This window comes from Streptomyces sp. NPDC000410, assembly GCF_040300305.1.
Lineage (GTDB): Bacteria > Actinomycetota > Actinomycetes > Streptomycetales > Streptomycetaceae > Streptomyces.
In genome coordinates this window covers 132224-154379 of the sequence record NZ_JBEPDM010000006.1, presented here as the reverse complement: position 1 = coordinate 154379, position 22156 = coordinate 132224, and the positions used below count along the sequence as shown (strand labels likewise).

General features: G+C 72.4%; 23 protein-coding genes. 15 read left to right on the top strand and 8 right to left on the bottom strand.

Annotated features, from left to right (window positions below; all coding sequences use genetic code 11):
- Positions 1-3 precede the first annotated feature (3 nt).
- Both ABT342_RS10585 and ABT342_RS10580 read left to right on the top strand, forming a co-directional pair.
- Complete coding sequence (locus tag ABT342_RS10585) at positions 4-828, top strand: MOSC domain-containing protein (protein ID WP_351570065.1); 825 nt, start codon at positions 4-6, stop codon at positions 826-828.
- A 167-nt stretch (positions 829-995) separates the two neighbouring features.
- Positions 996-3413, top strand: coding sequence for a right-handed parallel beta-helix repeat-containing protein (locus ABT342_RS10580; RefSeq protein WP_351570062.1), 2418 nt, complete (start codon positions 996-998; stop codon positions 3411-3413).
- On the opposite strand, the gene ABT342_RS10575 is transcribed toward ABT342_RS10580, so the two are convergent.
- Positions 3383-5689 (bottom strand): hypothetical protein, encoded by a 2307-nt coding sequence (locus ABT342_RS10575; RefSeq protein WP_351570059.1) that lies wholly within the window; start codon positions 5687-5689, stop codon positions 3383-3385. The two genes, ABT342_RS10580 and ABT342_RS10575, sit on opposite strands and share 31 nt — an antisense overlap.
- A gap of 287 nt (positions 5690-5976) precedes the next feature.
- Between ABT342_RS10575 and ABT342_RS10570 the strand changes: the two genes are divergently transcribed.
- Entirely contained in the window at positions 5977-6813 is an 837-nt protein-coding gene (locus tag ABT342_RS10570) for a DeoR/GlpR family DNA-binding transcription regulator (protein ID WP_351570056.1), read from the top strand.
- A gap of 166 nt (positions 6814-6979) precedes the next feature.
- On the top strand, positions 6980-7459 hold the full coding sequence (locus ABT342_RS10565; RefSeq protein WP_351570053.1) for an SRPBCC family protein: 480 nt from the start codon (positions 6980-6982) through the stop codon (positions 7457-7459).
- Between the two features lie 4 nt (positions 7460-7463).
- Here ABT342_RS10565 and cds1 read toward each other — a convergent pair whose 3' ends face one another.
- Positions 7464-8579 (bottom strand): L-cysteine desulfhydrase Cds1, encoded by a 1116-nt coding sequence (gene cds1, locus ABT342_RS10560; RefSeq protein ID WP_351570050.1) that lies wholly within the window; start codon positions 8577-8579, stop codon positions 7464-7466.
- Between the two features lie 182 nt (positions 8580-8761).
- Here cds1 and ABT342_RS10555 point away from each other — a divergent pair, with 182 nt between their 5' ends.
- A complete protein-coding gene (locus ABT342_RS10555; RefSeq protein WP_351570047.1) occupies positions 8762-9109 on the top strand; it encodes a hypothetical protein in 348 nt (115 codons plus the stop codon).
- A gap of 168 nt (positions 9110-9277) precedes the next feature.
- On the top strand, positions 9278-9799 hold the full coding sequence (locus tag ABT342_RS10550; protein ID WP_351570044.1) for an ATP-binding protein: 522 nt from the start codon (positions 9278-9280) through the stop codon (positions 9797-9799).
- A 12-nt stretch (positions 9800-9811) separates the two neighbouring features.
- On the opposite strand, the gene ABT342_RS10545 is transcribed toward ABT342_RS10550, so the two are convergent.
- Positions 9812-10081, bottom strand: a complete 270-nt coding sequence (locus tag ABT342_RS10545) for an SHOCT domain-containing protein (protein WP_351570042.1) — start codon at positions 10079-10081, stop codon at positions 9812-9814.
- Between the two features lie 187 nt (positions 10082-10268).
- Between ABT342_RS10545 and ABT342_RS10540 the strand changes: the two genes are divergently transcribed.
- The 3 genes from ABT342_RS10540 to ABT342_RS10530 are packed head-to-tail and all read left to right on the top strand — an operon-like array spanning position 10269 to position 12334.
- Entirely contained in the window at positions 10269-10844 is a 576-nt protein-coding gene (locus tag ABT342_RS10540; RefSeq protein ID WP_351570040.1) for a TetR/AcrR family transcriptional regulator, read from the top strand.
- A gap of 18 nt (positions 10845-10862) precedes the next feature.
- Positions 10863-11444, top strand: a complete 582-nt coding sequence (locus ABT342_RS10535) for a DUF4865 family protein (protein ID WP_351570037.1) — start codon at positions 10863-10865, stop codon at positions 11442-11444.
- Positions 11438-12334 (top strand): phosphotriesterase family protein, encoded by an 897-nt coding sequence (locus ABT342_RS10530; RefSeq protein WP_351570034.1) that lies wholly within the window; start codon positions 11438-11440, stop codon positions 12332-12334. Before ABT342_RS10535 ends, ABT342_RS10530 begins: the two co-directional genes overlap by 7 nt.
- A gap of 15 nt (positions 12335-12349) precedes the next feature.
- Here ABT342_RS10530 and ABT342_RS10525 read toward each other — a convergent pair whose 3' ends face one another.
- Positions 12350-13129: an SAM-dependent methyltransferase gene (locus ABT342_RS10525; RefSeq protein ID WP_351570030.1), complete on the bottom strand. Its 780-nt coding sequence runs from the start codon at positions 13127-13129 to the stop codon at positions 12350-12352.
- 72 nt (positions 13130-13201) lie between these two features.
- Here ABT342_RS10525 and ABT342_RS10520 point away from each other — a divergent pair, with 72 nt between their 5' ends.
- Positions 13202-13942: a class I SAM-dependent methyltransferase gene (locus ABT342_RS10520; protein ID WP_351570027.1), complete on the top strand. Its 741-nt coding sequence runs from the start codon at positions 13202-13204 to the stop codon at positions 13940-13942.
- 35 nt (positions 13943-13977) lie between these two features.
- On the opposite strand, the gene ABT342_RS10515 is transcribed toward ABT342_RS10520, so the two are convergent.
- Positions 13978-15219: an ROK family protein gene (locus ABT342_RS10515; RefSeq protein ID WP_351570024.1), complete on the bottom strand. Its 1242-nt coding sequence runs from the start codon at positions 15217-15219 to the stop codon at positions 13978-13980.
- Between the two features lie 186 nt (positions 15220-15405).
- On the opposite strand from ABT342_RS10515, the gene ABT342_RS10510 reads away from it, so the two are divergent.
- The 3 genes from ABT342_RS10510 to ABT342_RS10500 all read left to right on the top strand — a co-directional run bounded on the left by ABT342_RS10510 (position 15406) and on the right by ABT342_RS10500 (position 17857).
- Positions 15406-16677, top strand: coding sequence for an MFS transporter (locus tag ABT342_RS10510; RefSeq protein ID WP_351570021.1), 1272 nt, complete (start codon positions 15406-15408; stop codon positions 16675-16677).
- Between the two features lie 78 nt (positions 16678-16755).
- On the top strand, positions 16756-17085 hold the full coding sequence (locus ABT342_RS10505) for an SCO4225 family membrane protein (protein ID WP_351570018.1): 330 nt from the start codon (positions 16756-16758) through the stop codon (positions 17083-17085).
- 22 nt (positions 17086-17107) lie between these two features.
- Positions 17108-17857 carry a maleylpyruvate isomerase family mycothiol-dependent enzyme gene (locus ABT342_RS10500; protein WP_351570015.1) on the top strand — a complete coding sequence of 250 codons (750 nt, stop codon included), beginning with the start codon at positions 17108-17110 and terminating at the stop codon, positions 17855-17857.
- A gap of 19 nt (positions 17858-17876) precedes the next feature.
- Here ABT342_RS10500 and ABT342_RS10495 read toward each other — a convergent pair whose 3' ends face one another.
- Entirely contained in the window at positions 17877-18308 is a 432-nt protein-coding gene (locus ABT342_RS10495) for a MarR family winged helix-turn-helix transcriptional regulator (RefSeq protein WP_351570012.1), read from the bottom strand.
- Between the two features lie 88 nt (positions 18309-18396).
- On the opposite strand from ABT342_RS10495, the gene ABT342_RS10490 reads away from it, so the two are divergent.
- Positions 18397-19917, top strand: a complete 1521-nt coding sequence (locus tag ABT342_RS10490) for an MFS transporter (RefSeq protein WP_351570009.1) — start codon at positions 18397-18399, stop codon at positions 19915-19917.
- Positions 19918-19987: 70 nt separating this feature from the next.
- A complete protein-coding gene (locus tag ABT342_RS10485; protein WP_351570006.1) occupies positions 19988-20272 on the top strand; it encodes a DUF6332 family protein in 285 nt (94 codons plus the stop codon).
- Here the strand turns inward: ABT342_RS10485 and ABT342_RS10480 are convergent.
- Together ABT342_RS10480 and ABT342_RS10475 are read right to left on the bottom strand one after the other, a co-directional pair.
- Positions 20233-20898 carry a response regulator transcription factor gene (locus ABT342_RS10480; protein ID WP_351570003.1) on the bottom strand — a complete coding sequence of 222 codons (666 nt, stop codon included), beginning with the start codon at positions 20896-20898 and terminating at the stop codon, positions 20233-20235. The genes ABT342_RS10485 and ABT342_RS10480 overlap by 40 nt on opposite strands.
- Positions 20895-22127, bottom strand: a complete 1233-nt coding sequence (locus ABT342_RS10475) for a sensor histidine kinase (RefSeq protein ID WP_502965507.1) — start codon at positions 22125-22127, stop codon at positions 20895-20897. The genes ABT342_RS10480 and ABT342_RS10475 overlap by 4 nt, the downstream gene beginning before the upstream one ends.
- Positions 22128-22156 lie beyond the last annotated feature (29 nt).

Genomic DNA, 22156 nt, shown 5'->3' with positions numbered 1-22156 from the left:
CGTATGCCAAATCCTGTGATCCGCTCCCTCCACGTCCACCCGGTCAAGTCGGTCGCCGGTCACGCGCCGCGCGAGGCCGTCGTGGAACCGTGGGGGCTCGTCGGCGACCGCCGGTGGATGCTCGTCGACACGGAGAACAGGGCCGTCACGCAACGCCAGCAGGCGCGGCTGGCATTGGTCGGCGCCGAGCCGCTGCCCGGCGGCGCGATCCGGCTGTCCGCACCCGGACAGGAGCGTTTGACGGTCGAGGTGCCCGAGCCGTCGGGCACCGACGTGGTGGAGATCTTCGGGGCGAAGGTGGAGGCGGTGCCCGCGGGCGCCGCCTCCGACGCATGGTTCGGTGAATATCTGGGCACCCCGGCCCGGCTGGTGCACATGGACGCCCCCGAGCACCGCCGCCGTATCGATCCGGCCTACTCACTGCCCGGCGAGACGGTGTCCTTCGCCGACGGCTACCCGCTGCTCATCGCCTCCGTCGCGTCGCTCGACGCGCTGAACTCCCTCATCGCCCAGGGCGACCACCCCGACGAAGGCCCGCTGCCCATGAACCGGTTCCGGGCCAATCTCGTCGTGGAGGGCGCGGCCCCGTGGGCCGAGGACGGATGGAAGCGCATCCAGGTCGGCGAGGTCCGCTTCCGGGTGGTCAAGCCGTGCGGGCGGTGCGTCGTCACCACCACCGACCAGCTGACGGCACAGCGAGGCAAGGAGCCGCTGCGTACGCTCGCCCGGCATCGCCGCTTCGGCGACAAGCTGGTGTTCGGCCAGAACCTGATTCCCGAGCACACCGGAACCGTCCGGGTGGGGGATCCTGTACGGATCCTCGCCTGAGGCCCTGAGCCCCGGAGCTCCTGAGCCCTGCGACCGTAAGGACACGGGCGACGGAGGCGAGGAGGGCGGCTGACCGGTCAACTCCCACTGCCCGCGCGCGCTACGGTGGTGCGCACATCACGCGACAGCACACACACCGGCGTACGAGGTGGGGGCAGAGCAGCACCATGGCACAGGGCACCGTTCAGGTGACGCACACCGGCACATCGCGGTGGCGGCGCCGCACAGGCGAGTACGCCTCCCTCGCCGCCGCCCTGGAGGCCGCCGGCGACGGCGACATCCTCACCGTCGCCCCCGGGACGTACCGGGAGAACCTCGTGGTGCGGCGCGCCGTGACCCTGCGCGGGCCCGACGGATCGGTCGGCTCGGTGCGGATCGCACCGTCGGAGGGGGTACCGCTGACCGTGCGGGCCTCGGCGACCGTGCAGGACCTGCACGTCGAGGGGCAGGACACGGCGGCGCCCGCCCTGCTCGTCGAGGACGGCACACCCGAGCTGACGGATCTGCGGATCGTGACCCGCTCCGCCTCGGGCATCGAGGTGCGTGGCGCCGCGCGCCCGACCGTACGGCGCTGCACCGTCGACAATCCGGCCGGGGTGGGGATCGGCGTACTGGACGGCGCGGGCGGTGTGTTCGAGGAGTGCGAGGTGGTCGCGGCCGGACAGTCCGGCGTGTCGGTGCGCGGCGGCGCCCACCCACGCCTGGAGCGCTGCCGGGTGCACCACGCCTCCGGTGCGGGGCTGAGCATCACGGGTGAGGGCAGCGCTCTCGAGGCGCTCGGCTGCGAGGTCTACGAGATCAGGGGCACCGGTGTACAGATCGCCTCGCGCGCGACGGCCCATCTCACCGACTCGACCGTGCACCGGATCTCCTCGGACGGCATCACGCTCGACACGGACGCCGTACTCACCCTCTCCGACTGCGACATCCACGACATTCCGGAGAACGCGGTGGATCTGCGTTCCCGTTCGGTGCTCACGCTGACCCGCTCCACCGTCCGGCGCTTCGGCCGTAACGGTCTTTCCGTGTGGGACCCGGGCACCCGCGTGGACGCCAACCAGTGCGAGATCCACGACAGTACGGGGGACTACCCGGCGGTCTGGGTCAGCGACGGCGCGACCGCCGTCCTGGACTCCTGCCGGGTACACGATGTCCCGGACGCCCTGTTCGTCCTGGACCGGGGCTCGCGCGCCGATGTCGTCGACAGCGATCTGTCCCAGGTGCGCAACACGGCGGTGTCGGTCAGCGACGGCGCCACGGCGCAGCTCGACGACTGCCGCATCCGGGAGGCGTCCACGGGTGCCTGGTTCCGCGACCACGGCAGCGGCGGCACGCTCAGCAACTGCACCATCGACGGGGCCCAGACGGGCGTCATCGTCACCAAGGGCGCCGATCCGACGATCGAACGGTGCACGGTGACGTCACCGGCCGAGGCCGGTTTCTACGTGTCCGCCGAGGGGCGCGGCACGTTCCACGGCTGCCGGGTGACGGGCAGCGGCGGCTACGGCTTCCATGTGATGGACGGCTGCCGTACGACCCTGACGCGGTGCCGCACCGAGCGGTGCGCGCGCGGGGGTTACGAGTTCCCCGACGAGGGTCTGACGGTCGAGGACTGCACGAGCGACGAGAGCGGCGTACGGGCGCAGGCGGCGGGGCGGGCCCCGGCGGTCCTGACCGCGACCCAGCCGGACCGGACCGCCGGGCTGCTCGGCGCGATCCCCGGCCAGCGGGCCGCCGATCCGGAACCGGAGCCCGCGGCGCCGGTGCCTCCCGTCCGTACGTCCACGGACGTGCTCGGCGAACTCGACACGCTGGTCGGCCTGGACAGCGTCAAGCGTGAGGTCCGTACGCTCACGAACATGATCGAGGTCGGCAGGCGGCGCCAGGAGGCGGGCCTGAAGGCCGCGTCGGTGCGGCGCCATCTCGTCTTCACCGGCTCCCCCGGCACCGGCAAGACGACGGTCGCGCGGCTGTACGGCGAGATCCTGGCCTCGCTGGGGGTGCTGGAGCGCGGACACCTGGTCGAGGTGTCCCGGGTGGACCTGGTCGGCGAGCACATCGGCTCCACCGCGATCCGTACGCAGGAGGCGTTCGACCGGGCGCGCGGCGGAGTGCTGTTCATCGACGAGGCGTACGCGCTCTCCCCCGAGGACTCCGGCCGGGACTTCGGCAAGGAGGCCATCGACACGCTCGTGAAGCTGATGGAGGACCACCGGGACGCGGTGGTCGTGATCGTCGCCGGGTACACCGCGGAGATGGAACGCTTCCTTTCCGTCAACCCCGGTGTGGCGTCCCGGTTCTCACGCACCATCACCTTCAGCGACTACGTGCCGGACGAGCTGCTGCGGATCGTCCGGCAGCAGGCCGAGGAGCACGAGTACCGGCTGGGCGAGGGCGCCGCGGAAGCGCTGCTGAAGTACTTCACCGCACTGCCCAAGGGGCCCGCGTTCGGCAACGGCCGTACCGCGCGGCAGACCTTCGAGTCGATGGTGGAGCGGCACGCGGGCCGGGTCGCCGAGCTCGCCGAGGCGAGCACCGACGACCTGACCCTGCTCTATCCGGCGGACCTGCCCGAACTCCCCTGACATGCGGCGGACTCGGCGTCCCGCTGTCCGGGCAGCAGCGCGGGCGGCAGCCGGTCGAGCAGTTCCTCGCGCTCCTCGGCGAACGCCGGGTCGGCCTGGTAGTCGGAGTGGCCCAGGATCGGCTCCGGCAGCGGATGCGTTCCCGTACGCCCGTACACGACGGGGTCCTTGAGGGCGTCCCGGTCGACGGGGGGCCTGCCGTCCTCGGCGGGGAGGAGGACCGGCCCGCCTATCGGGTCGGTGTGCCGCCACAGATTGCGCCAGCAGTGCAGCTCCCGGTTGAGGGCGCGCAGCGGGGTGGGGCCGAAGTAGGCGGGGAACCAGCGGCCGTAGAGGCGCTCGAGCGGTGAGCCGTAGGTCAGGAGGGCGACGCGGCGCCGGGTGGTGGGTGGGAGCTGCCAGACCGCGGAAGCGGCCAGCACACTGCCCTGCGAGTGGCCGGAGATGACGAGCCGTCCACCGGTCCGTCCCGTCCAGGAGGCCATCCGCCAGGTGAGATCGGGGACGGCGCGCTCCGCGTAACAGGGGGGCGCGAAGGGGTGCGCGGCGCGCGGCCAGAACGTGCCGACGTCCCAGAGGATGCCGATGGTGCGACGGGCGGAGGCGTCCTGGTAGGCGCGCCTGCCCCAGGTGACGAAGAGGAGGAAGCCGAGGCCGATCAGCCAGGAGCCGATCGCCTGGGCGGCGTCGGCGGCGCCCTCCACGAGTGGATGGGCGCGGCGGAAGGCCTCCGACGGGACCTCGCCGGTCATCCAGGCCCCGGCCACGGCGCCCGCCCCGAGCAGCAGTGTCGCCGCGCACAGGATGCCGATGATCGTCGGGGCGGCGTCGGTGAGCCCGGCCCTGGCCCGGGTGCCGGCGATGCGCTGGGTGCGTACGGCATCGGGCCGCTCGCCCGCGTACTCCTCCTCGACGCGCGGGGCGAGGGCGCGTGCGGTGCGCCAGGTGCGTACGCCGAGGACCGCGAGCGGGACGAGCAGCAGAAGCAGCAGGACGGGAATGACGGACGCCTGCCAGCTCAGCAGCACGGGCGGCCCGGGGATCGGGCCGCGGCCCACCCCGGGCGTGCCGGGGCCGTCCAGCCAGTCGGCGACGCGCTGCGCGACGCCGCCGGTCATGACGCCGCCGAGCGCGCAGGCCAGCAGCGCGACGGCGGGACCGCCCAGTCCGTACATGGCGGTACGGGCATGCCGGACCCTCCGGTGCAGTACGTGCGCGGCGCCCGCGAGCACCACGACGAGGGCGCCCTGGGCGAGGGCGAGGGCGCGGAAGGCGGTGTCTCCGGGAAGCGTGCCCTGCGAGATCCAGCCGGGCCGGGACCAGGAGGCGTACAGCATCGACAGGGCGAGCAGGACCAGGGAGACGCAGGGCAGCCAGGTGACGACGGCGTGGTCGACGCGGTTGTCGAGCACCCGTTCGCTGCGGCCGCGCCGGAACACGACCGCGACGACGACGAGGCCCGCGAGCACGAGCAGCGACTCCAGGACCCAGCCCGTGACTTCGAGGGCGAGGACTCCCGCGCCCCGGTCGTGCCGGGCCGCGGCCCCGGCGACTGCTCCGGCGATGATGAGGAACCCGGCGGCGGTGTGCGCGGCACGCAGCCGCGCGACGAGCCGTCTGCCGTACCAGAAGCCGGGCCGCCCGAGAGCGGGGCGCACGCCGGTGTCCGCCGCGGCCTCGTCGGCATCCTCGTCCGCGCCCTCGTCGGCGCCTTCCGGCCGGTCCGTCGTCACCGTCGGCGGGCGCTGGGCCTCGTAGGCGCTCCAGGTGCGGTTGGACAGGTACCAGAGCAGGCCCACCAGGAGGGCGGGCACCAGCGCGGCGACGGAGAGACGACGGCCCGGCTGGGACCACCAGCCGCCCTGGGCGGACGAGAGGAAGCCGAGCCAGGAGCGGCCGGCCGAGCAGCGGGCCGAGCCGGCGCACTGCCAGGCCGTGAGGTCGAGCGCCACCTCGCAGGCCGTGGCGATGAGCACCGCGGTGAGGCTGAGGGCCACCAGCCGGACGAGCATGCCGTACAGCCGCACCGTGCGGGCGGGCCCCTTCGTCGTCGGCCGCATCCAGTGCGCGAGGTTCACCACCATGAAGGGGAGCAGCAGCAGCCACAGGGCGCGGGCGCCGTTCCCGGAGGTGAGGTTGGACCAGCAGTAGGCCTCCGGGACCGGTTCGTTCGCGTAGCGCTCCGGATGGCGTTCGGCGTCGACGTCGTCGGCGCGGCGGTACATGGCGGCGGTCTCGTCACCGGTGATCCGGACCGTGCGGGGGTCGTCGAGCATGCCCTGGGGGGTGGCCCCGCCGACGCCGTGGACCAGCAGTTCCAGAGCGGCGCCGCGGCTTCGGGGACTCGGTTCCTGTGGAGCGTCCGATGAGGCAGGTGACACTTCTGCGACTCGCTCTCTGGTGGGAGGATCTCAGGAACTGTCAGCGGATCAGCGGCGCGCCACCACGATCCCGGATCACGGTGTTCTGCCGCGGGACTCTCACGGATTCTCCCCGCGCCCCACGCGAATGGACCGTGGGAGGATGAGAAACCTTGACGGACACGGAAGGACCGGCCCCGGCGGTGAGCGACAATCAGAACCTCCTCGCGGAGCAACGGCGCGCCCTGATCCTCGACGAGGTGCGGCGCCGCGGCGGCGTTCGGGTCAATGAGCTCACCCGCAGGCTGAACGTCTCCGACATGACCGTGCGGCGCGATCTGGACGCCCTCGCCCGGCTCGGTGTCGTCGAGAAGGTGCACGGCGGCGCGGTGCCGGTGGCCGACGCGAGCACGCACGAGCCGGGCTTCGAGGCCAAGTCGTCGCTGGAGCTCAGCGCGAAGGAGGACATCGCGCGGGCGGCCGCGGCGATGGCGGTGCCGGGCAGCGCGATCGCCCTGTCGGGCGGTACGACGACGTACGCCCTGGCGCACCATCTGGTGGACGTGCCGGATCTGACGGTGGTGACCAATTCGGTGCGGGTCGCCGATGTGTTCCACGCGGCGCAGCGCGCGGGCGCGGCGAGCGGTCAGCGGACCGCGGCCGCGACGGTGGTCCTCACGGGCGGTGTGCGCACGCCGTCGGACTCGCTCGTGGGCCCGGTCGCCGACCAGGCGATCCGCTCCCTCCACTTCGACGTGCTGTTCCTCGGGGTGCACGGCATCTCGGTCGAGGCGGGCCTGTCGACCCCGAACCTGGCGGAGGCGGAGACGAACCGCCGCTTCGTCCGTTCGGCTCGGCGGGTGGTGGTCGTGGCCGACCACACCAAGTGGGGGACGGTGGGCCTGAGTTCGTTCGCAAGACTGGAGGACGTGGACACGCTCGTGACGGACGCGGGGCTGTCGGCGCGGGCGCGCGAGGAGATCGCGGAGCTGCTGCCGCATCTGGTGGTGGCCGGGGAGGCGGCCGACCCGGCGGAGTGACCGCCGGGGCGTGCCCGGGACCGCCGCGGGTGGGCGGCCTCGCCCGTGGTCCCGGCCGGGCCGCGCCCAGGTCGTGCGGGGGCGCACCCGACCGTGGGCATCTGACGGCCCGGCCGTTATCGTGTGCGGGCCCGACAGCCGCCCCTCACCGCCGGAGGTCATCCGCATGGCACGCCGACTGCACCCCGTGGAACTCGACTTCGTCGATTCCGCACCCCTGCGTCTGGTGTTCACGGCCGACGTGGGGGCCGCGCCCGCCACTGTCTACCGTGCGCTCGCCGAGGATGTCGAAGGCTGGCCCTCGTGGTTCACGGCGGTCACCGCGGCACGGCCCACGGCCGGGGGCGCGGGCCGTGAGGTCCGGCTGGTCGGCGGTACCCGTTTCCAGGAGACGATCATGGCCGCGGAGCCGGGGGCCCGCTACGCGTACCGCGTGGACGAGACCAACGCCCCCGGTGTGCGGGCGCTGCTGGAGGACTGGCGGCTGACGCCGGCCGGGGCCGGGTGCCGGGTGCGGTGGACGATGGCGGCCGACGGGGCGGCGCCGTTCCGGTTCGGGCTGCGGCTGGGGCGGGCGGCGGTGGGGCGTTCGTTCCGGGACGCCGTACGCAAGCTGGATCTGCGGCTCGCCTCCGCCCCCGCCTGACGGGTCAGTCCGGCCAGACGCCGGTGGTGAGGAAGTCGTCGATCGCGGCGGCGTACGGGGCGATGTCGAGGCCCTGTCCGGCCAGCCAGTCGTCGGAGTAGTACTTGTCGAGGTAGCGGTCGCCGGGGTCGCAGATCAGCGTCACCACGCTGCCCGTACGGCCCTCGGCCACCATCTCCGCGACGATCTTCAGGGCGCTCCACAGGCCCGTTCCCGTCGATCCGCCGGCCTTGCGGCCGATGACCCGTTCGAGCGCCCGTACGGCGGCGACGGTCGCCGCGTCGGGCACCCTCATCATCCGGTCGATGGCGCCGGGGACGAAGCTCGGTTCCATACGGGGGCGGCCGATGCCCTCGATGCGTGAGCCGCAGTCGCTCGTGGCCAGCGGGTCGCCCTGGGTCCAGCCGTCGAAGAAGCACGAGTTCTCCGGGTCGGGCACACAGATCATGGTGTCGTACTGCATGTAGCGCACGTACCGGGCGATCGTCGCCGACGTGCCGCCCGTGCCCGCCGTGGCGACGATCCACGCGGGTTCCGGATAGCGCTCCAGGCGCAGCTGCTGGTAGATCGATTCGGCGATGTTGTTGTTGCCGCGCCAGTCGGTGGCCCGCTCCGCGTAGGTGAACTGGTCCATGTAGTGGCCGCCGGTCCTGGCGGCGAGCGCGGCCGACTCCTCGTACATTCTCCGGGGGTCGTCCACGAAGTGGCACTGTCCGCCGTGGAATTCGATCAGCCGGCACTTCTCGGGGCTGGTGGTGCGGGGCATCACCGCGATGAAGGGCACCCCGATGAGTTTCGAGAAGTACGCCTCCGACACCGCGGTCGAGCCGCTGGAGGCCTCGATGACCGGCTTTCCGGGCCGGATCCAGCCGTTGCAGAGCCCGTAGAGGAACAGCGAACGGGCCAGCCGGTGCTTGAGGCTGCCGGTCGGATGGGTCGACTCGTCCTTGAGGTAGAGATCGATCCCCCACTCCTCCGGCAGCGGGAAGCGCAGCAGATGGGTGTCCGCCGAACGGTTCGCGTCGGCCTGGACCTTGCGTACGGCCTCTTTCAGCCACGCCCGGTACTCCGGATCACTTCGGTCCACGTCCACGGTGGCCGTCGCCTCGTAGGTGCTCATGCGGCCCGCTCCTTCTGCTTTCGCCTGTCCCACTTCCCACCATAAGCCCCTCACCTGCACAAACGTTCGCTTTGGGGTTCCATAGGGTTTCCTTGTGGCAGGGTTGCGGAATGCGCTCTGGTGTCCATGCGGTTACGTGGGCAGACTGAGGTGGAGACGCGCTTGCGAAGGGGGCGGCGGCCATGTCCGATTCCGGGTCCGAGCTGGAGTTCAGCGCCAAGGGTGTACGCATCGAGCGGTGGCCCCGCTCGCTCACCGAGGCGGGTCAAGTTCTCGTCGAGGACGGCCGACTGGCGCTGCTGACCAGCTACGGGCGGGTGATCGACAGTGCGCCCGTGCGGGCCGTACGGGCGGGCAAACCCTGGTTCGCGGGTGACGAGAGCACGGTCGCGACGGTCAACGGCACGCGCTACCGGCTGACCATGGGCGGCAAACCGGGCCGCGGGGATGACGGGCGCCGGCTCGACGGTGCGGCGCTCGCCGGACGTTTCCTCGAAGTGCTGCGCGGGGCCGGAGGCCCCCGGGGCTGAGAGTGCGCGGAGTTGCGCGGCCGCCGTCCCTGGTTCACGCTTGACTACATCACTCAGGGTTCACCGTCGGTGACGCTGCGAACCAGCCCGGCGGCGCGTACAGCAGGCGGCCAACTGCTGGATCCGATCCTTCGTCTTCTTCCGGACCTCATTCGGGGAGTCGCAGCCGTGATCAGCGAGGCAAGCAGGCAATGCACGGTGGAGCTCCAAGCCCTGCCGTCGCGGATCGGTCAGGTCCGCAGAATCGTCTCGGCGCACCTGCGCTACTGGCATCTCGATCCTTTGATCGACCAGGCGGCGCTCGGCGTCACAGAGTTGCTGACCAACGTCCACCGGCACGCCGAACCGGACAAGCAGTGCACCGTCGAGATGGCGCTGCTGCTCGACCGGCTCACCGTCTCGGTGCACGATCACGATCCGAGGCCGCCCACGCTCGGCGCCGCCGGGTTGCTGGCGACCACCGGGCGCGGGCTCGCGCTGATCGAAGCGGTGAGCGAGAGCTGGGGCGTGCTGCCCAAGGGCGACGAGGGCAAGGCCGTGTGGTTCACACTGCCGACTTCGCCGCCGGTGGCGACGGCTGCGCCGTACGCGGTGTACGGGGCGAGGGCCGACGCCCCCTTCCCGGTCGTCGACGCCGAGGCGGGTCGCGCGCCGGCTTCGGCCCGGACGCGGTCGGCCGCACTGGGCTGACGGAGGCGGGCGTCAAGCCCGTCCTCCCTTGGCGTGGCGGCCGAATTCCTCGTCGAGCACGGACAGTCGGCGCCAGTACTCGTCCTCGTCGATCTCGCCCGCCGCGAAGCGGTGCCCGAGTACGGCGATGGGCGACCGCTCGTCGTACCGCCTCAGCGGCCCTCGTCGGCCGAGCCGGGCGGTGCGGCGCACCAGGGTGACGCCGAAGAAGATCACGGCGGCCCAGATCAGCGGGAAGAGCAGGATCCACGGGCCGGGTCCGTCGTGGGCCAGGGTGTTCATCTCGGTCAGCTCCTCGGTTGCGGCTGCGGCTGCGGTTAAGGCCACGGCTGCGGCTGCGGCTGCGGCTTCTGGTTCGCTTCCGAGATTCGCTCCGGGAGGGGGCCCGAGTCGTCGTACGGGCAGCGGCAGTGCGGATACCTCCCCAGGAGTACTGGGTTCTGTACCTACTAGTATGTACATTAAGATCATGAGCACCCCGGAGCGCCTGATCGAAGCCACCCGCGAGCTGCTGTGGCAGCGCGGCTACGTGGGCACCAGCCCCAAGGCGATCCAGCAGCAGGCCGACGCGGGCCAGGGCAGCATGTACCACCACTTCGCCGGCAAGCCGGACCTCGCGCTCGCGGCGATCCGCCGGACGGCCGAGGAGATGCGCGCCGCCGCGGAAGTCCCCCTCGGCGGGCCCGGACCGGCGTACGCGCGGATCTCGGCGTATCTCCTGCGCGAGCGCGACGTGCTGCGCGGCTGCCCCGTCGGACGGCTGACGATGGACCCGGAGGTCGTCGCCAGCGACGAGCTGCGCGCCCCGGTCGACGAGACGCTGGACTGGCTGCGGGAGCGGCTGGAGGGAATCGTCGAGGAAGGGCGTGAGCGTGGCGAGTTCAGTGCGTCACTGGTCCCGTCCGAGATCGCGGCGCTGATCGTCGCGACCGTACAGGGCGGCTATGTGCTCGCGCGCGCGTCCGGATCGACGGCCGCCTTCGACAGTGGCGTACGGGGACTGCTCGCTCTGCTCGCACCGTCCGATCCGTCCGCCGCGTCCTGAGGCTCGAGGAGCTCGTCCGTGCACGCCATGCAGTACGACATCACCCTTCCCGCCGACTACGACATGGGGATCATCCGCACCCGCGTCGCCACGAAGGGCCATCTGCTCGACGCCTTCCCGGGCCTCGGCCTCAAGGCGTATCTGATCCGCGAACGCGCCGACGGCTCGCCGGTCAACCAGTACGCGCCGTTCTATCTGTGGACCGCGCCCGAGGGCATGAACGCCTTCCTCTGGGGGCCGGGCTTCCAGGGCCTCGTCAACGACTTCGGCCGACCGGTGGTCCAGCACTGGACCGGACTGGCCTATGAGGAGGGCCCGGCGGCCGCGTCCGCACCACGCGGAGCCTCCCGCCGCCGGGAACGCCTGCCGGAGGACTCCGCGCCCGCCGAAGCCGTCGCACGCGCGCTGGACGCCCACGGCCGACTGGCGCGGACGGAGGGCGTGGTGGCGGCCGCCGTGGCGATCGACCCCCGGCACTGGGAGCTGATCCACTTCGCGCTCTGGGCAGACGCCGCTCCCCGGGAGGCCGGCGATGCCTTCCAGGTGCTGCACGTGTCCGCTCCGCACCGTGCCGAGCTGTCCCGGGGCCGGCAGTGGTGAGCGTGGTGCGTACCGTCCTCGGCGATGTGCCCGCCGGGGACCTGGGCGTCTGCGACGCGCACGACCATCTCTTCCTGCGCAGCCCGCAGTTGGCGGGGCAGGAACTGGACGACCCGCGGCACGCGGCGGCGCGGCTGGGCGAGTTCGCCGCGCTCGGCGGCCGGACGGTGGTCCAGTGGACGCCGTACGGGATGGGCCGCCGGGCACAGGCGCTGGCGGGGCTCTCCCGGGAGACCGGGGTCCATGTGGTGGCGGCCACCGGGCTGCATCAGGCGGCGCACTACGAGGCCGGGGTCGTCGAGGAGGTCGTCGACAACCTGGCGGACCTGTTCACCACGGAAATCACCGAGGGAATCGCCGGGACGGGCATCAGGGCGGGAATCATCAAGGTCGCGGGCGCCTTCCACGGCCTGGACGAGCACGCGCGGCTCACGATGGCCGCCGCGGCCGGGGCGCACCATCGGACGGGCGCGCCCATCGCCGTGCACATGGAGCTGGGCACGGGTGCGCTCGACGTACTGGATCTGCTCTGCGGGCAGTTGGAGGTGGCGCCCCAGCGGGTGATCCTCGGGCACGTGGGCCGCAATCCGGACCGGGTGACGCAGTTGCTGGCCGCGCGGGAAGGCGCGTACCTCGCGTTCGACGGACCGTCGCGGGCCAACCACATGACGGACTGGCGGGTGCCGGACTCGCTCGAGGCGCTCGCCGACGCCGGGTTCGGCGAGCGGCTGCTGCTGGGCGGCGACACCACCGTACCGACGACCCCCGGAATGCCCTATCTGCTGCGCAGGCTGCGGCCGAGACTCGAACTCACCCTGGGCGAGGAGCTGGTGGAGCGGATCCTCACCGTGAACGCGGCCCGTGCCTTCGTTCTGGGCAGTCCACGGTGAGCGAGCCTCCTGCTGTCAGCCGACCGGGACCAGGGTGAGGTACACGAGGCCGAGGATCCCCCGGTAGCCGCGCAGCCAGCTCGCGCGGTGCCGGTCCACTCTGGCGCGGGTCTCGGCGGCGAGCGGGTGCCCTTCGTGGGCGGCGAGCCACTCCTCCAGGTCGGCGAGGTAGCCGGACTCGAAGTGCTCCCACTCCTCCTCGGTCGCCGTCTCGATCCATTCCACACGGAATCCGGCGGCGGTGGCGGCCTCGGTGATGGCGGCGAGGGAGAGGTGGTCCTCGGCTGTGGCGTCCGGCCACATCCGTGCCAGCTCGTCGGCGGTGGGGGTGCGCTGCCAGAAGCCATCGCCGAAGAGCACCCGGCCGCCGGGGGTGACGAGTTGACGCACGGCGCGGAGGGCTGCGGTCGTGGGGTCCGCAGGGGCCGGGGCGTCCGCGTCCGTTGCGATGAGCGCCTGCCCGGAGCCCACGCAGAGCACCACATCGGCCGGCCCCCGGGACGTCCCGGTGGCGGACTCCTCGACGAACTCGACGCGCCCGTCGAGGCCGCGCGCGGCGGCGTTGCGTCTCCCGCGCGCGAGGTCGGCGCCGTTGAGGTCGATCCCCACGCCCTTCGCGCCGGGCGCGGCTTCGAGCACGCGGAGCATCAGCTCGCCCCAGCCGCAGCCGATATCGAGAACGGAGGCAGGGGTCTGCCGGGTCAGCCGTGCGGCCAAGTGCGCGGCCCGGGTTTCGGAGAGCGGCCCGTGGAAGGTGAGACGGGTGAGCCGGGGTGGAAAATCGTCGACAGCCATGGCGGGAACGGTACGGACGCCGGTCGCCGCGTACACCTCATTTCCGCTGATCCGGCCTGGCAAGCTGGTCCGATGGTGGATCGCGCGTTCTCCGACGAGAGCCTCGCCAGGTGGTACGACCTGCTCAACCCGTGGCGGCCCTGCGACGACTTCTATCTGGGGCTGCTGATGTCCGCGGAGTCGGTGCTCGATGTGGGCTGCGGGACGGGCACACTGCTGCACCGGGCCCGGGAGGCCGGTCATACGGGCCGGCTGTGCGGGCTCGACCCGGCCGAGGCGATGCTCGGCCGGGCGCGCGGGCGGACGGACATCGAGTGGATCCTCGGGGACCTCGCGTCGGCCGGACCGCGCGGGCAGTTCGATCTGGTGGTGATGACCGGCCACGCCTTCCAGGTCTTCGTCGAGGACGACGTGGTCCGCGCTTCGCTCGCCGCGATCCACGGCGCCCTCGTCGACGGCGGCCGCTTCGCGTTCGAAACGCGCAATCCGCTCGTACGGGCGTGGGAGGCGTGGACCCCGGACAACGCGGTGGAGGTCACCGACGCCGAGGGCACCGTGGTGCGGGTCCGGCACGAGGTCGAGAAGCCCGTGTCCGGCGATGTCGTGCGCTTCACCGAGAGCTTCACGAGTCCCGGGTGGGAGCGGCCGAGGGTGAGCCGCACCGCATTGCGGTTCCTCGACGCCCGGTCACTGTCCCGGTTCCTGGCCGGGGCGGGGCTGGGGATCGAGGAGCAGTACGGGGACTGGGAGCGGGGCCCGTTGAACGATACGAGCCCCGAGATCATCACGATCGCCCGTAAGGGGCGGGGCTGATCAGCCTGTTCGAGGCCGACTCGGGACGCCTCAGCTCAGGACGCCTCTGTTTCTGACGCCCGGCTCGGCAGCACGCTCAGCGGATCGTCCAGTACCGGCTGCCATGCCAGCTCCGCCGCCCCCACCAGACTGTTGTGGTCGAGCGTGCACGGCAGGATCGGTACGCCGCCACTGCGCCCCCACAGGCTGCGGTCGGCGACCACGGCGCGCAGCCGCTCGGGGTCGGCGTCGAGCAGCTCGCGGTGCAGGCCGCCGAGGATGATCCGGTCCGGGTTGAGGATGTTCACGAGCCCCGCGAGACCGAGGCCGAGGCGGTCGACGATCTCCTCGGCCGCCGCGCGTACGGACGGGTCGCCGTACTCCGTACGGAGCAGGTCCCGGGACTGCTGGAGGAGCGACACCTCGGGCCCGGGGTCGCGGCCCGCGGCCGTGAGGAAGGCGAGCGGGTCGGCCTCGACGTCCAGGCAGCCCCGGCTGCCGCAGTAGCAGGGGCGCCCCTCGGGGTTGACGGTGAGGTGGCCGACCTCCAGCGCCAGGCCCGAGCTGCCCGTGTGCAGCCGCCCGTCCAGGACGAGCGCGCCGCCGACGCCGCGGTGCCCGGTGGCGACGCACAGCAGGTGCTGGGCGCCGCGGCCGGCTCCGTGCCGGTGCTCGGCGAGGGCCGCGAGGTTCACGTCGTTGGCCGTGAAGACGGGTCCGTCGATGCCCGCGGCGCGGACGCGCTCGGCGAAGATGTCGCGGACCTGCGCGCCCGCGGGCCAGGCGAGGTGGAGCGGGTTGAGCGCGGTGCCCTCCGGTTCGGCCACGGCGGAGGGGACGGCGAGCCCTGCGCCCACGCACCGCCGCCCGGTCGCGCGCAGCAGCGCGGCTCCTGCCTCGACCACCTCGCCGAGCACCTGCGCGGGGTCCTCCGAGACCGTGACACAGCCGGGCACGGTCGCGACGATCCGCCCGCCGAGCCCGACCAGCGCGGCGCGGAAGCCGTCGGCGTGCACCTGGGCGGCCAGCGCGACGGGGCCCTTGTCGTCGACGGACAGCCGGTGCGATGGCCGCCCCTGCGAGCCGGCGGCCGCGCCCGGCCGGGAGTCGACCCGGATCAGCCCGAGCGCTTCGAGTTCGGCGGCGACGGCCCCGGCGGTGGCCCGGGTCACGCCGAGCTCGGCGGTGAGCACGGCCCTGGTGGGCGCCCGCCCCGTGTGAACCAGTTCCAGCGCGGGGCCGAGAGCGCTGCGGCCTCTGTCCAGCCTCGTCCGGGTCGTCGTCGCCTTGCCGTTCATGGGGGCGAGTCTCCCATGATCCCGGAGGCGGCGGGCGGCCGGGCCGTAAGCCATCACTTGTCGTATGACACAACGACCGCGACCTCTCCCGCCCGGACCAAGGCCGACGCGGCCCGGCCCCACAGCCCCAGCGCCGCCCTGGCCGCGGCGGTTGCGCCAGGGTCTGGCGGGCCCTACCCTGAGTTTGTGCCGCTACTAAACAAAAGAACGCGGACGGCCGCTCCGGGGGGCCACGGCGGAGATCCCGCCCCGTACCCCTTGTCCCGCCTCCGTATCGCCCTGACCGTCTTCTTCGGCCTCGACGGCTTCCTCTTCGCCGGCTGGGTGGTCCGTATCCCCGCCATCAAGCAGCAGACCGGCGCCTCGGCGAGCGATCTGGGGCTCGCCCTCCTCGGGGTGTCGGCCGGTGCCGTGGTGACCATGACGCTGACCGGGCGGTTGTGCCGACGCTTCGGGAGCCATCCGCTGACCGTCGTGGCCGCCGTGCTGATGTGCCTGAGCATCGCGCTGCCCGCGCAGACGCACTCGGCGCTCGCGCTCGGCCTGGTGCTGCTCGTGTTCGGCGCCGCGTACGGCGGCATCAACGTGGCGATGAACAGCGCCGCCGTCGACCTGGTGGCGGCCCTGGGCCGCCCGGTGATGCCGAGCTTCCACGCCGCCTTCAGCCTCGGGGGCATGATCGGCGCCGGGCTCGGCGGGCTCGTCGCCGCAGGCCTCTCGCCCGCCGCTCATCTGTTCGCGCTCACCGGCATCGGGCTGCTGGTCACCGCCGCCGCCGGACCGGTGCTGCTGCGCCACCGCTCCCCCGCGCACCCCGAGCGGACCGCACACGAAGCGCCCGCGGCACCCGCCCGGCTCTCCGGCCGCACCCGCCGTCTCGTCGCCGTCTTCGGTGTCATCGCGTTGTGCACGGCGTACGGCGAGGGCGCGCTGGCCGACTGGGGCGCACTCCACCTGGAGCAGGACCTGCGCGCGCATCCGGGTCTGGCGGCCGCCGGATACTCGATGTTCGCGCTCGCGATGACCGCGGGGCGGCTGTCGGGCACGGCCCTGCTGGAACGGCTCGGGCAGACCAGAACGCTCGTCGCGGGCGGCGCGACCGCCGCGGCCGGCATGCTCCTCGGGGCGCTGGCGCCGACGGTGTGGCTCGCCCTGCTCGGCTTCGCCGTGACAGGCCTGGGCCTCGCGAACATCTTCCCGGTGGCCGTCGCCCGCGCGGGCGCGCTGGCCGGCCCCGGTGGTGTGGCCGCCGCGTCCACACTGGGCTACGGCGGCATGCTGCTCGGGCCGCCCGCGATCGGCTTCCTGGCCGACTGGTTCTCACTGCCCCTCGCCCTGACCACGGTCGCGGCCCTCGCGGGTTCGGCCGCCGTCATCGGGTACGCGGTGCGCAGAGCACCGGTCACATCACCAGTCGCGTCACCAGCCACGTCAGCGGTCGCGTCACCGGTTGAGTAGCCGTACTCGCGCGTCCGCACGGCAACGGCCGCAGGATGGACATGGAGACATGGAGGCATCGACCTGAGAGGGCATCCCATGAACTCGTCCGGACATCTCAGCCGCATAGCCAGGCTCACCTTCGCCAATCCGGCGTCGCTGATATACCTGGCACTCATAGCCGCGGCTGTCCTGTTCGCCACCTACGACACGCTGTTCGTGCACCACGAGGACGCGTCGTTCGCCTGGCTGGCTCCGATGCTGCTGACCGCGCCGACCTCCTTCGCCCTCGTCGCCGGAGCACCGGACGCCGACTGGTTCCCGTACCTGGCCCTGCTCCTGTCGGCGCTGATCCAGTCGTTCGCCCTCGGCTGTTTCTTCCAACTGCTGCGCCGGGGCCCGCACTCCGCACACTCCCACGGCGTCTGACTCCTCCGACACAATGCCCCGCATGAAGACCACAGAGCTGATCACGGCCCTCTCCGGAGAGGGCAGGGCCCTGGCCGCCGCGGCGCGGCAGGCGGGCCCGGACGCGCCGGTGCCGACATGCCCCGGCTGGCAAATCAGGGACCTGCTGCGGCACACCGGAGCGGTGCACCGCTGGGCCGCGGCGTTCGTGACCGAGGGGTACACGAACGGCCGCCCCCTGGGCGGTGAGCCGGACCTCGACGGGGACGAGCTGCTGCAGTGGTACGTGGAACAGCACCGGCTGCTGGTCGGGGCCCTGACGCGGGCCCCGGAGGACCTGGACTGCTGGACCTTCCTGCCCGCGCCCTCACCCGAGCCGCTCCCGCCACGGGCCTTCTGGGCGCGCCGCCAGGCCCATGAGACCGCCGTACATCGCGTGGACGCCGAATCGGCTCTCGGCGGGGGGCCGGGGACGGTTCCGGAGCATCTCGCGGCCGACGGCATCGACGAGCTGCTGCGCGGATTCCACGCCCGGCCGAAGAGCAGGGTGCGCACGGAGGAGCCACGCACCCTGCGGGTCCGGGCGACGGACACGGGCGATGCCTGGACCGTACGCCTGTCCCCTGAGCCGCCGCGCACCGAACGGGCGGCGGAAGGGCCGGCGGAGTGCGAGCTGAGCGGCCCCGCCGACCGGCTCTATCTCGCGCTGTGGAACCGGCTGCCGCTCGCCGCCGTGTCCGTCACGGGTGACGCGGACCTCGCACGCCTGTGGCGCGAGAAGTCCGGCATCTGACCCCGAACGGCCGCGAGCGTCAGCGTGCCGGATCGTCCGCCAGCATCCTGGCCAGCACGGCACGCTGCAGCGGCCGGACCTCGGTGTGGCGCTCCCGGCCCTTGTCGGTGAGCGCCACCCGCACACCCCGCCGGTCCTCGGCGCACATACCGCGGGTCACCAGGCCGTCCTTCTCCAGGCGTGCGACCAGGCGCGAGAGCGCGCTCTGGCTCAGGTGCACGCGAGAGGCCAGTTCCTGCACCCGGTAGGAACAGCCGCCGTCCTCGGCCGCCCCTTCGGCGAGCACATCGAGGACCTCGAAGTCGCTCGCGCCCAGCCCGTGCTGGTGCAGCTCGCGGTCGAGCTCGCAGATCGTACGGGCGTGCCGCGCGAGGACATCCCGCCATTCCTCCACGAGCGCGTGCTCGGTCGGCGCGGTGCGCGCGGTGTGCTCGGTGTCCTTGGCCGCCATGACCGCACGCTAGCAGAGAAGACGCACTTCGTTGCAACAGAATTAAATGCACTTGCATTCAATGCATGCGCATGTACTGTTGCTGCCCATGACCTCTCCGCTCAATGTCCCCACGTCGCAGGAGCGTTGGACACCCCGGCTCTGGGGCACCCTGCTGGTGCTCTGCGCCGCGATGTTCCTCGACGCCCTCGACGTCTCGATGGTCGGCGTCGCCCTGCCGTCCATCGCGACCGACCTCGGCCTGTCCACCTCGACCCTCCAGTGGATCGTCAGCGGCTACATCCTGGGCTACGGCGGACTGCTGCTTCTCGGTGGCCGGGCGGCCGACCTCCTCGGCCGGCGCCGGGTCTTTCTCATCGCCCTCGCGGTCTTCGCGCTCGCGTCGCTGCTCGGCGGGCTCGTCGACTCCGGGCCGCTGCTGATCGCGAGCCGCTTCATCAAGGGCCTGAGCGCCGCGTTCACCGCCCCCGCCGGGCTGTCCATCATCACCACGACGTTCAAGGAGGGGCCGCAGCGCAACCGGGCCCTGTCCATCTACACCACCTGCGCCGCCACCGGCTTCTCCATGGGCCTCGTCCTGTCCGGGCTGCTCACCGAACTGAGCTGGCGCTGGACGATGCTGCTGCCCGCCCCGGTCGCGCTCATCGCCCTGATCGCCGGACTGAAGCTGATCCCGCACAGCCCGCGCGAGGACGCCCGCGGCGGCTACGACCTGCCGGGCGCCGTCACCGGCACGGCCTCGATGCTGCTGCTCGTGTTCACCGTCGTCCAGGCCCCCGAGGTGGGCTGGGCCTCCGCCCGTACGCTGCTGTCGTTCCTCGCCGCCGCTCTCCTGCTCACCGCCTTCGTGGCGATCGAGCGGCGCACGGCGAGCCCGCTGGTCAGGCTCGGGGTACTGCGCTCCGGCTCCCAGATCCGGGCCCAGCTCGGCGCGATGACGTTCTTCGGCTCGTACGTCGGCTTCCAGTTCATGGTGACCCAGTACATGCAGTCGCTGCTCGGCTGGTCGGCGCTGCAGACCGCGCTCGCCTTCCTGCCCGCCGGTGTGCTGGTCGCCCTGTCGGCGACGAAGATGGGTGACCTGGTGGACCGGTTCGGCACACCCCGGATACTCGCGGTCGGCTTCACGCTCGCCGTGGTGGGCTACGCCCTGTTCCTGCCGGTCAGTCTCACTCCGCAGTACGGGGTCGCGATCCTGCCGTCGATGCTGCTGATCGGCGCGGCCTGCGCGCTGATCTTCCCGTCGCTCAACATCCAGGCGACGAACGGCGTGGACGACGACGAGCAGGGCATGGTGTCCGGTCTGCTGAACACGTCGATCCAGGTGGGCGGCGCGATCTTCCTGGCCGCGGTCACCGCGGTGATCACGGCGGACGGCGGCGGGACCGGCTCACCGCAGCAGGTACTCGACAGCTACCGGCCGGGTCTGGTGGTGGTGACCGTGATCGCCCTGGCCGGCCTCCTGATCACGCTGCCCGGACTGCGCACGCGCAGCACCGCCCAGCAGTCGGTCGTCGTCGCGAAGTCCGACGGGCCCGTACGAAAGGACGCGGTGGACGCTGCGGACTCGGTGGACGCGGCCGGTGAGCGCGTGGGCGCCCGCGACTGACCATTTCGGCACGGGGGGAGGCGGCGTACGGGTGGTTGCCCGTACGCCGCCGCGCTGTGAGACTCCCACCATGGGGGAACGTACACAGGCGGAACGGGACGCGATCACCGTCGAGATCGGTTACGCACTGCTGAGCGCGGTCTTCGCTGCCGCGGTCGCCTTCGGCGTGATCGCGGGACCGAAGCTGATGTTCGCCATGCCGTACGCCGTCGAGCGCGCGCTGCTCGTCGCGGGCGTCGCGGCGGCTGCCCTGGTGTTCCCGCTGCGGGTGGTGACCGTGCTGTGGCGGTTCTCCAGGGCCTCCCGCACGTCCCGTCAGCCGAGCCAGCCCGGACGAACCAACCCCGACTCATAGGCCAGCACCACCAGTTGGGCCCGGTCGCGGGCGCCCAGCTTCACCATCGTGCGGCTGACATGGGTCTTGGCCGTGAGCGGGCTGACCACCAGCCGGCGGGCGATCTCCTCGTTCGACAGGCCGATCCCCACCAGCGCCATCACCTCCCGCTCCCGGTCGGTGAGTTCGGCCAGCCCCGCCGCCCGCGCGGGTGCCTTGGAGCGGGCGGCGAACTCGGCTATCAGCCTGCGCGTCACACCCGGCGAGAGCAGCGCGTCGCCCTCCACCACCGCCCGGACCGCGCGCAGCAGTTCGTCCGGCTCGGTGTCCTTCACCAGAAAGCCGGAGGCCCCGGCGCGGATGGCCTCGAAGACGTACTCGTCCAGCTCGAAGGTGGTCAGCATGACCACCTTCACCCCGTCCAGCGTGTCGTCCTCGGTGATCCTGCGGGTGGCGGCGAGGCCGTCGAGCAGCGGCATCCGGATGTCCATCAGGACCACGTCGGGCCGGACCTCGGCGACCCGGCGCAGCGCCTCCTCGCCGTCGGCGGCCTCCCCCACGACCTCGATGTCCGGCTGGGCGTCGAGCAGGGCGTGGAATCCTGCCCGTACCAGCGACTGGTCGTCGGCGAGCAGTACCCGGATCACGGCGTCTCCTTCTGTTCCAGGGGCAGTTCCGCGTGCACCCGGAATCCCCCGTCCGGGCGGGTGCCCGCCTCGATCCTGCCACCCAGCGCGGCGGCCCGCTCCCGCATCCCGGCGAGACCGTTGCCGCTGCCGCCCTGTTCGGCGCCGGTGGCGGGCCCGTCGTCGTCGACGCGCAGATCGAGGCGGCCGGGCGCGTAGCCGATCCTGACCCGCGCGGTACGCGACCCCGAATGCCGTACGACGTTCGTCAGCGCCTCCTGGACGATCCGGAAGGCGGCGAGGTCGGCGCCCGGCGGCAGCGCGGCCCTCTCCCCGTCGGTGGTGACCTCCACGGTGAGTCCGGCGGCCGCTGCCTGATCCGCCAGCTCGGGGAGCCGGTCGAGGCCGGGTGCGGGAGTGCGGGGCGCGTCACCGGGCGCGCGGAGGGTGTCCAGGACCTGCCGTACCTCGCCGAGCGCCTCCTTGCTGGCGGCCTTGATGGTGGTCAGGGCCGTACGGGCCTGCTCGGGGTCGGAGTCGAGCAGCGCGAGGCCGACGCCGGCCTGCACATTGATGACGGACATGGAGTGGGCGAGGACGTCGTGGAGTTCGCGGGCGATCCGCAGCCGCTCCTCGTCGGCGCGGCGCTTCTCGGCCGTCTTGCGTTCCTCGCGTTCCCGGGCCCACTGCTCCCTGCGGACGCGCGCGAGTTCGGCGGCGGCGAGGATCGCGACGATCCAGGCGGCGGTGAGCAGTTCCGTGCCCCACGGCGCCGGCATGTCGTCGCCGGGCGGCAGATAGCGGTACAGCCAGTGGCCGATCAGCAGATGGCCCGCCCAGAGCATCCCAAGGGCCCACCAGGCGGCCTGCCGGTGCCCGGCGACGATCGCCGAGAAGACTCCCACGGCGACGGTGACGAAGACCGGCCCGTAGGGATAGCCCGCGCCCAGATAGATCAACGCGGTGGCGGTGGCGCCGAACAGCGCGGCGACGGGGTACGAGCGGCGCAGCAGCAAGCAGGCAGGACCGGCGAGCAGCAGCGTCCTGGCGAAGGCGTCGAGCGGCTCGCGGTCCTGGCCCCGCGCGGCGAAGGAACTCCCGACCGTCACGAAGACGGCGAGGACCAGGGTGGAGCGCCAGGGCACTCCGGTCGTCCCGTCCCACCATCTCTCCAGCTGCCCGTGGCGCCACCACGGTGGCTCGCCCTGTGTCCGGGGCGGGCCACCGTGGGGGTGACGGATGCTCTCCATTTCCATACCAGCCACGCTAGACCGGGCGG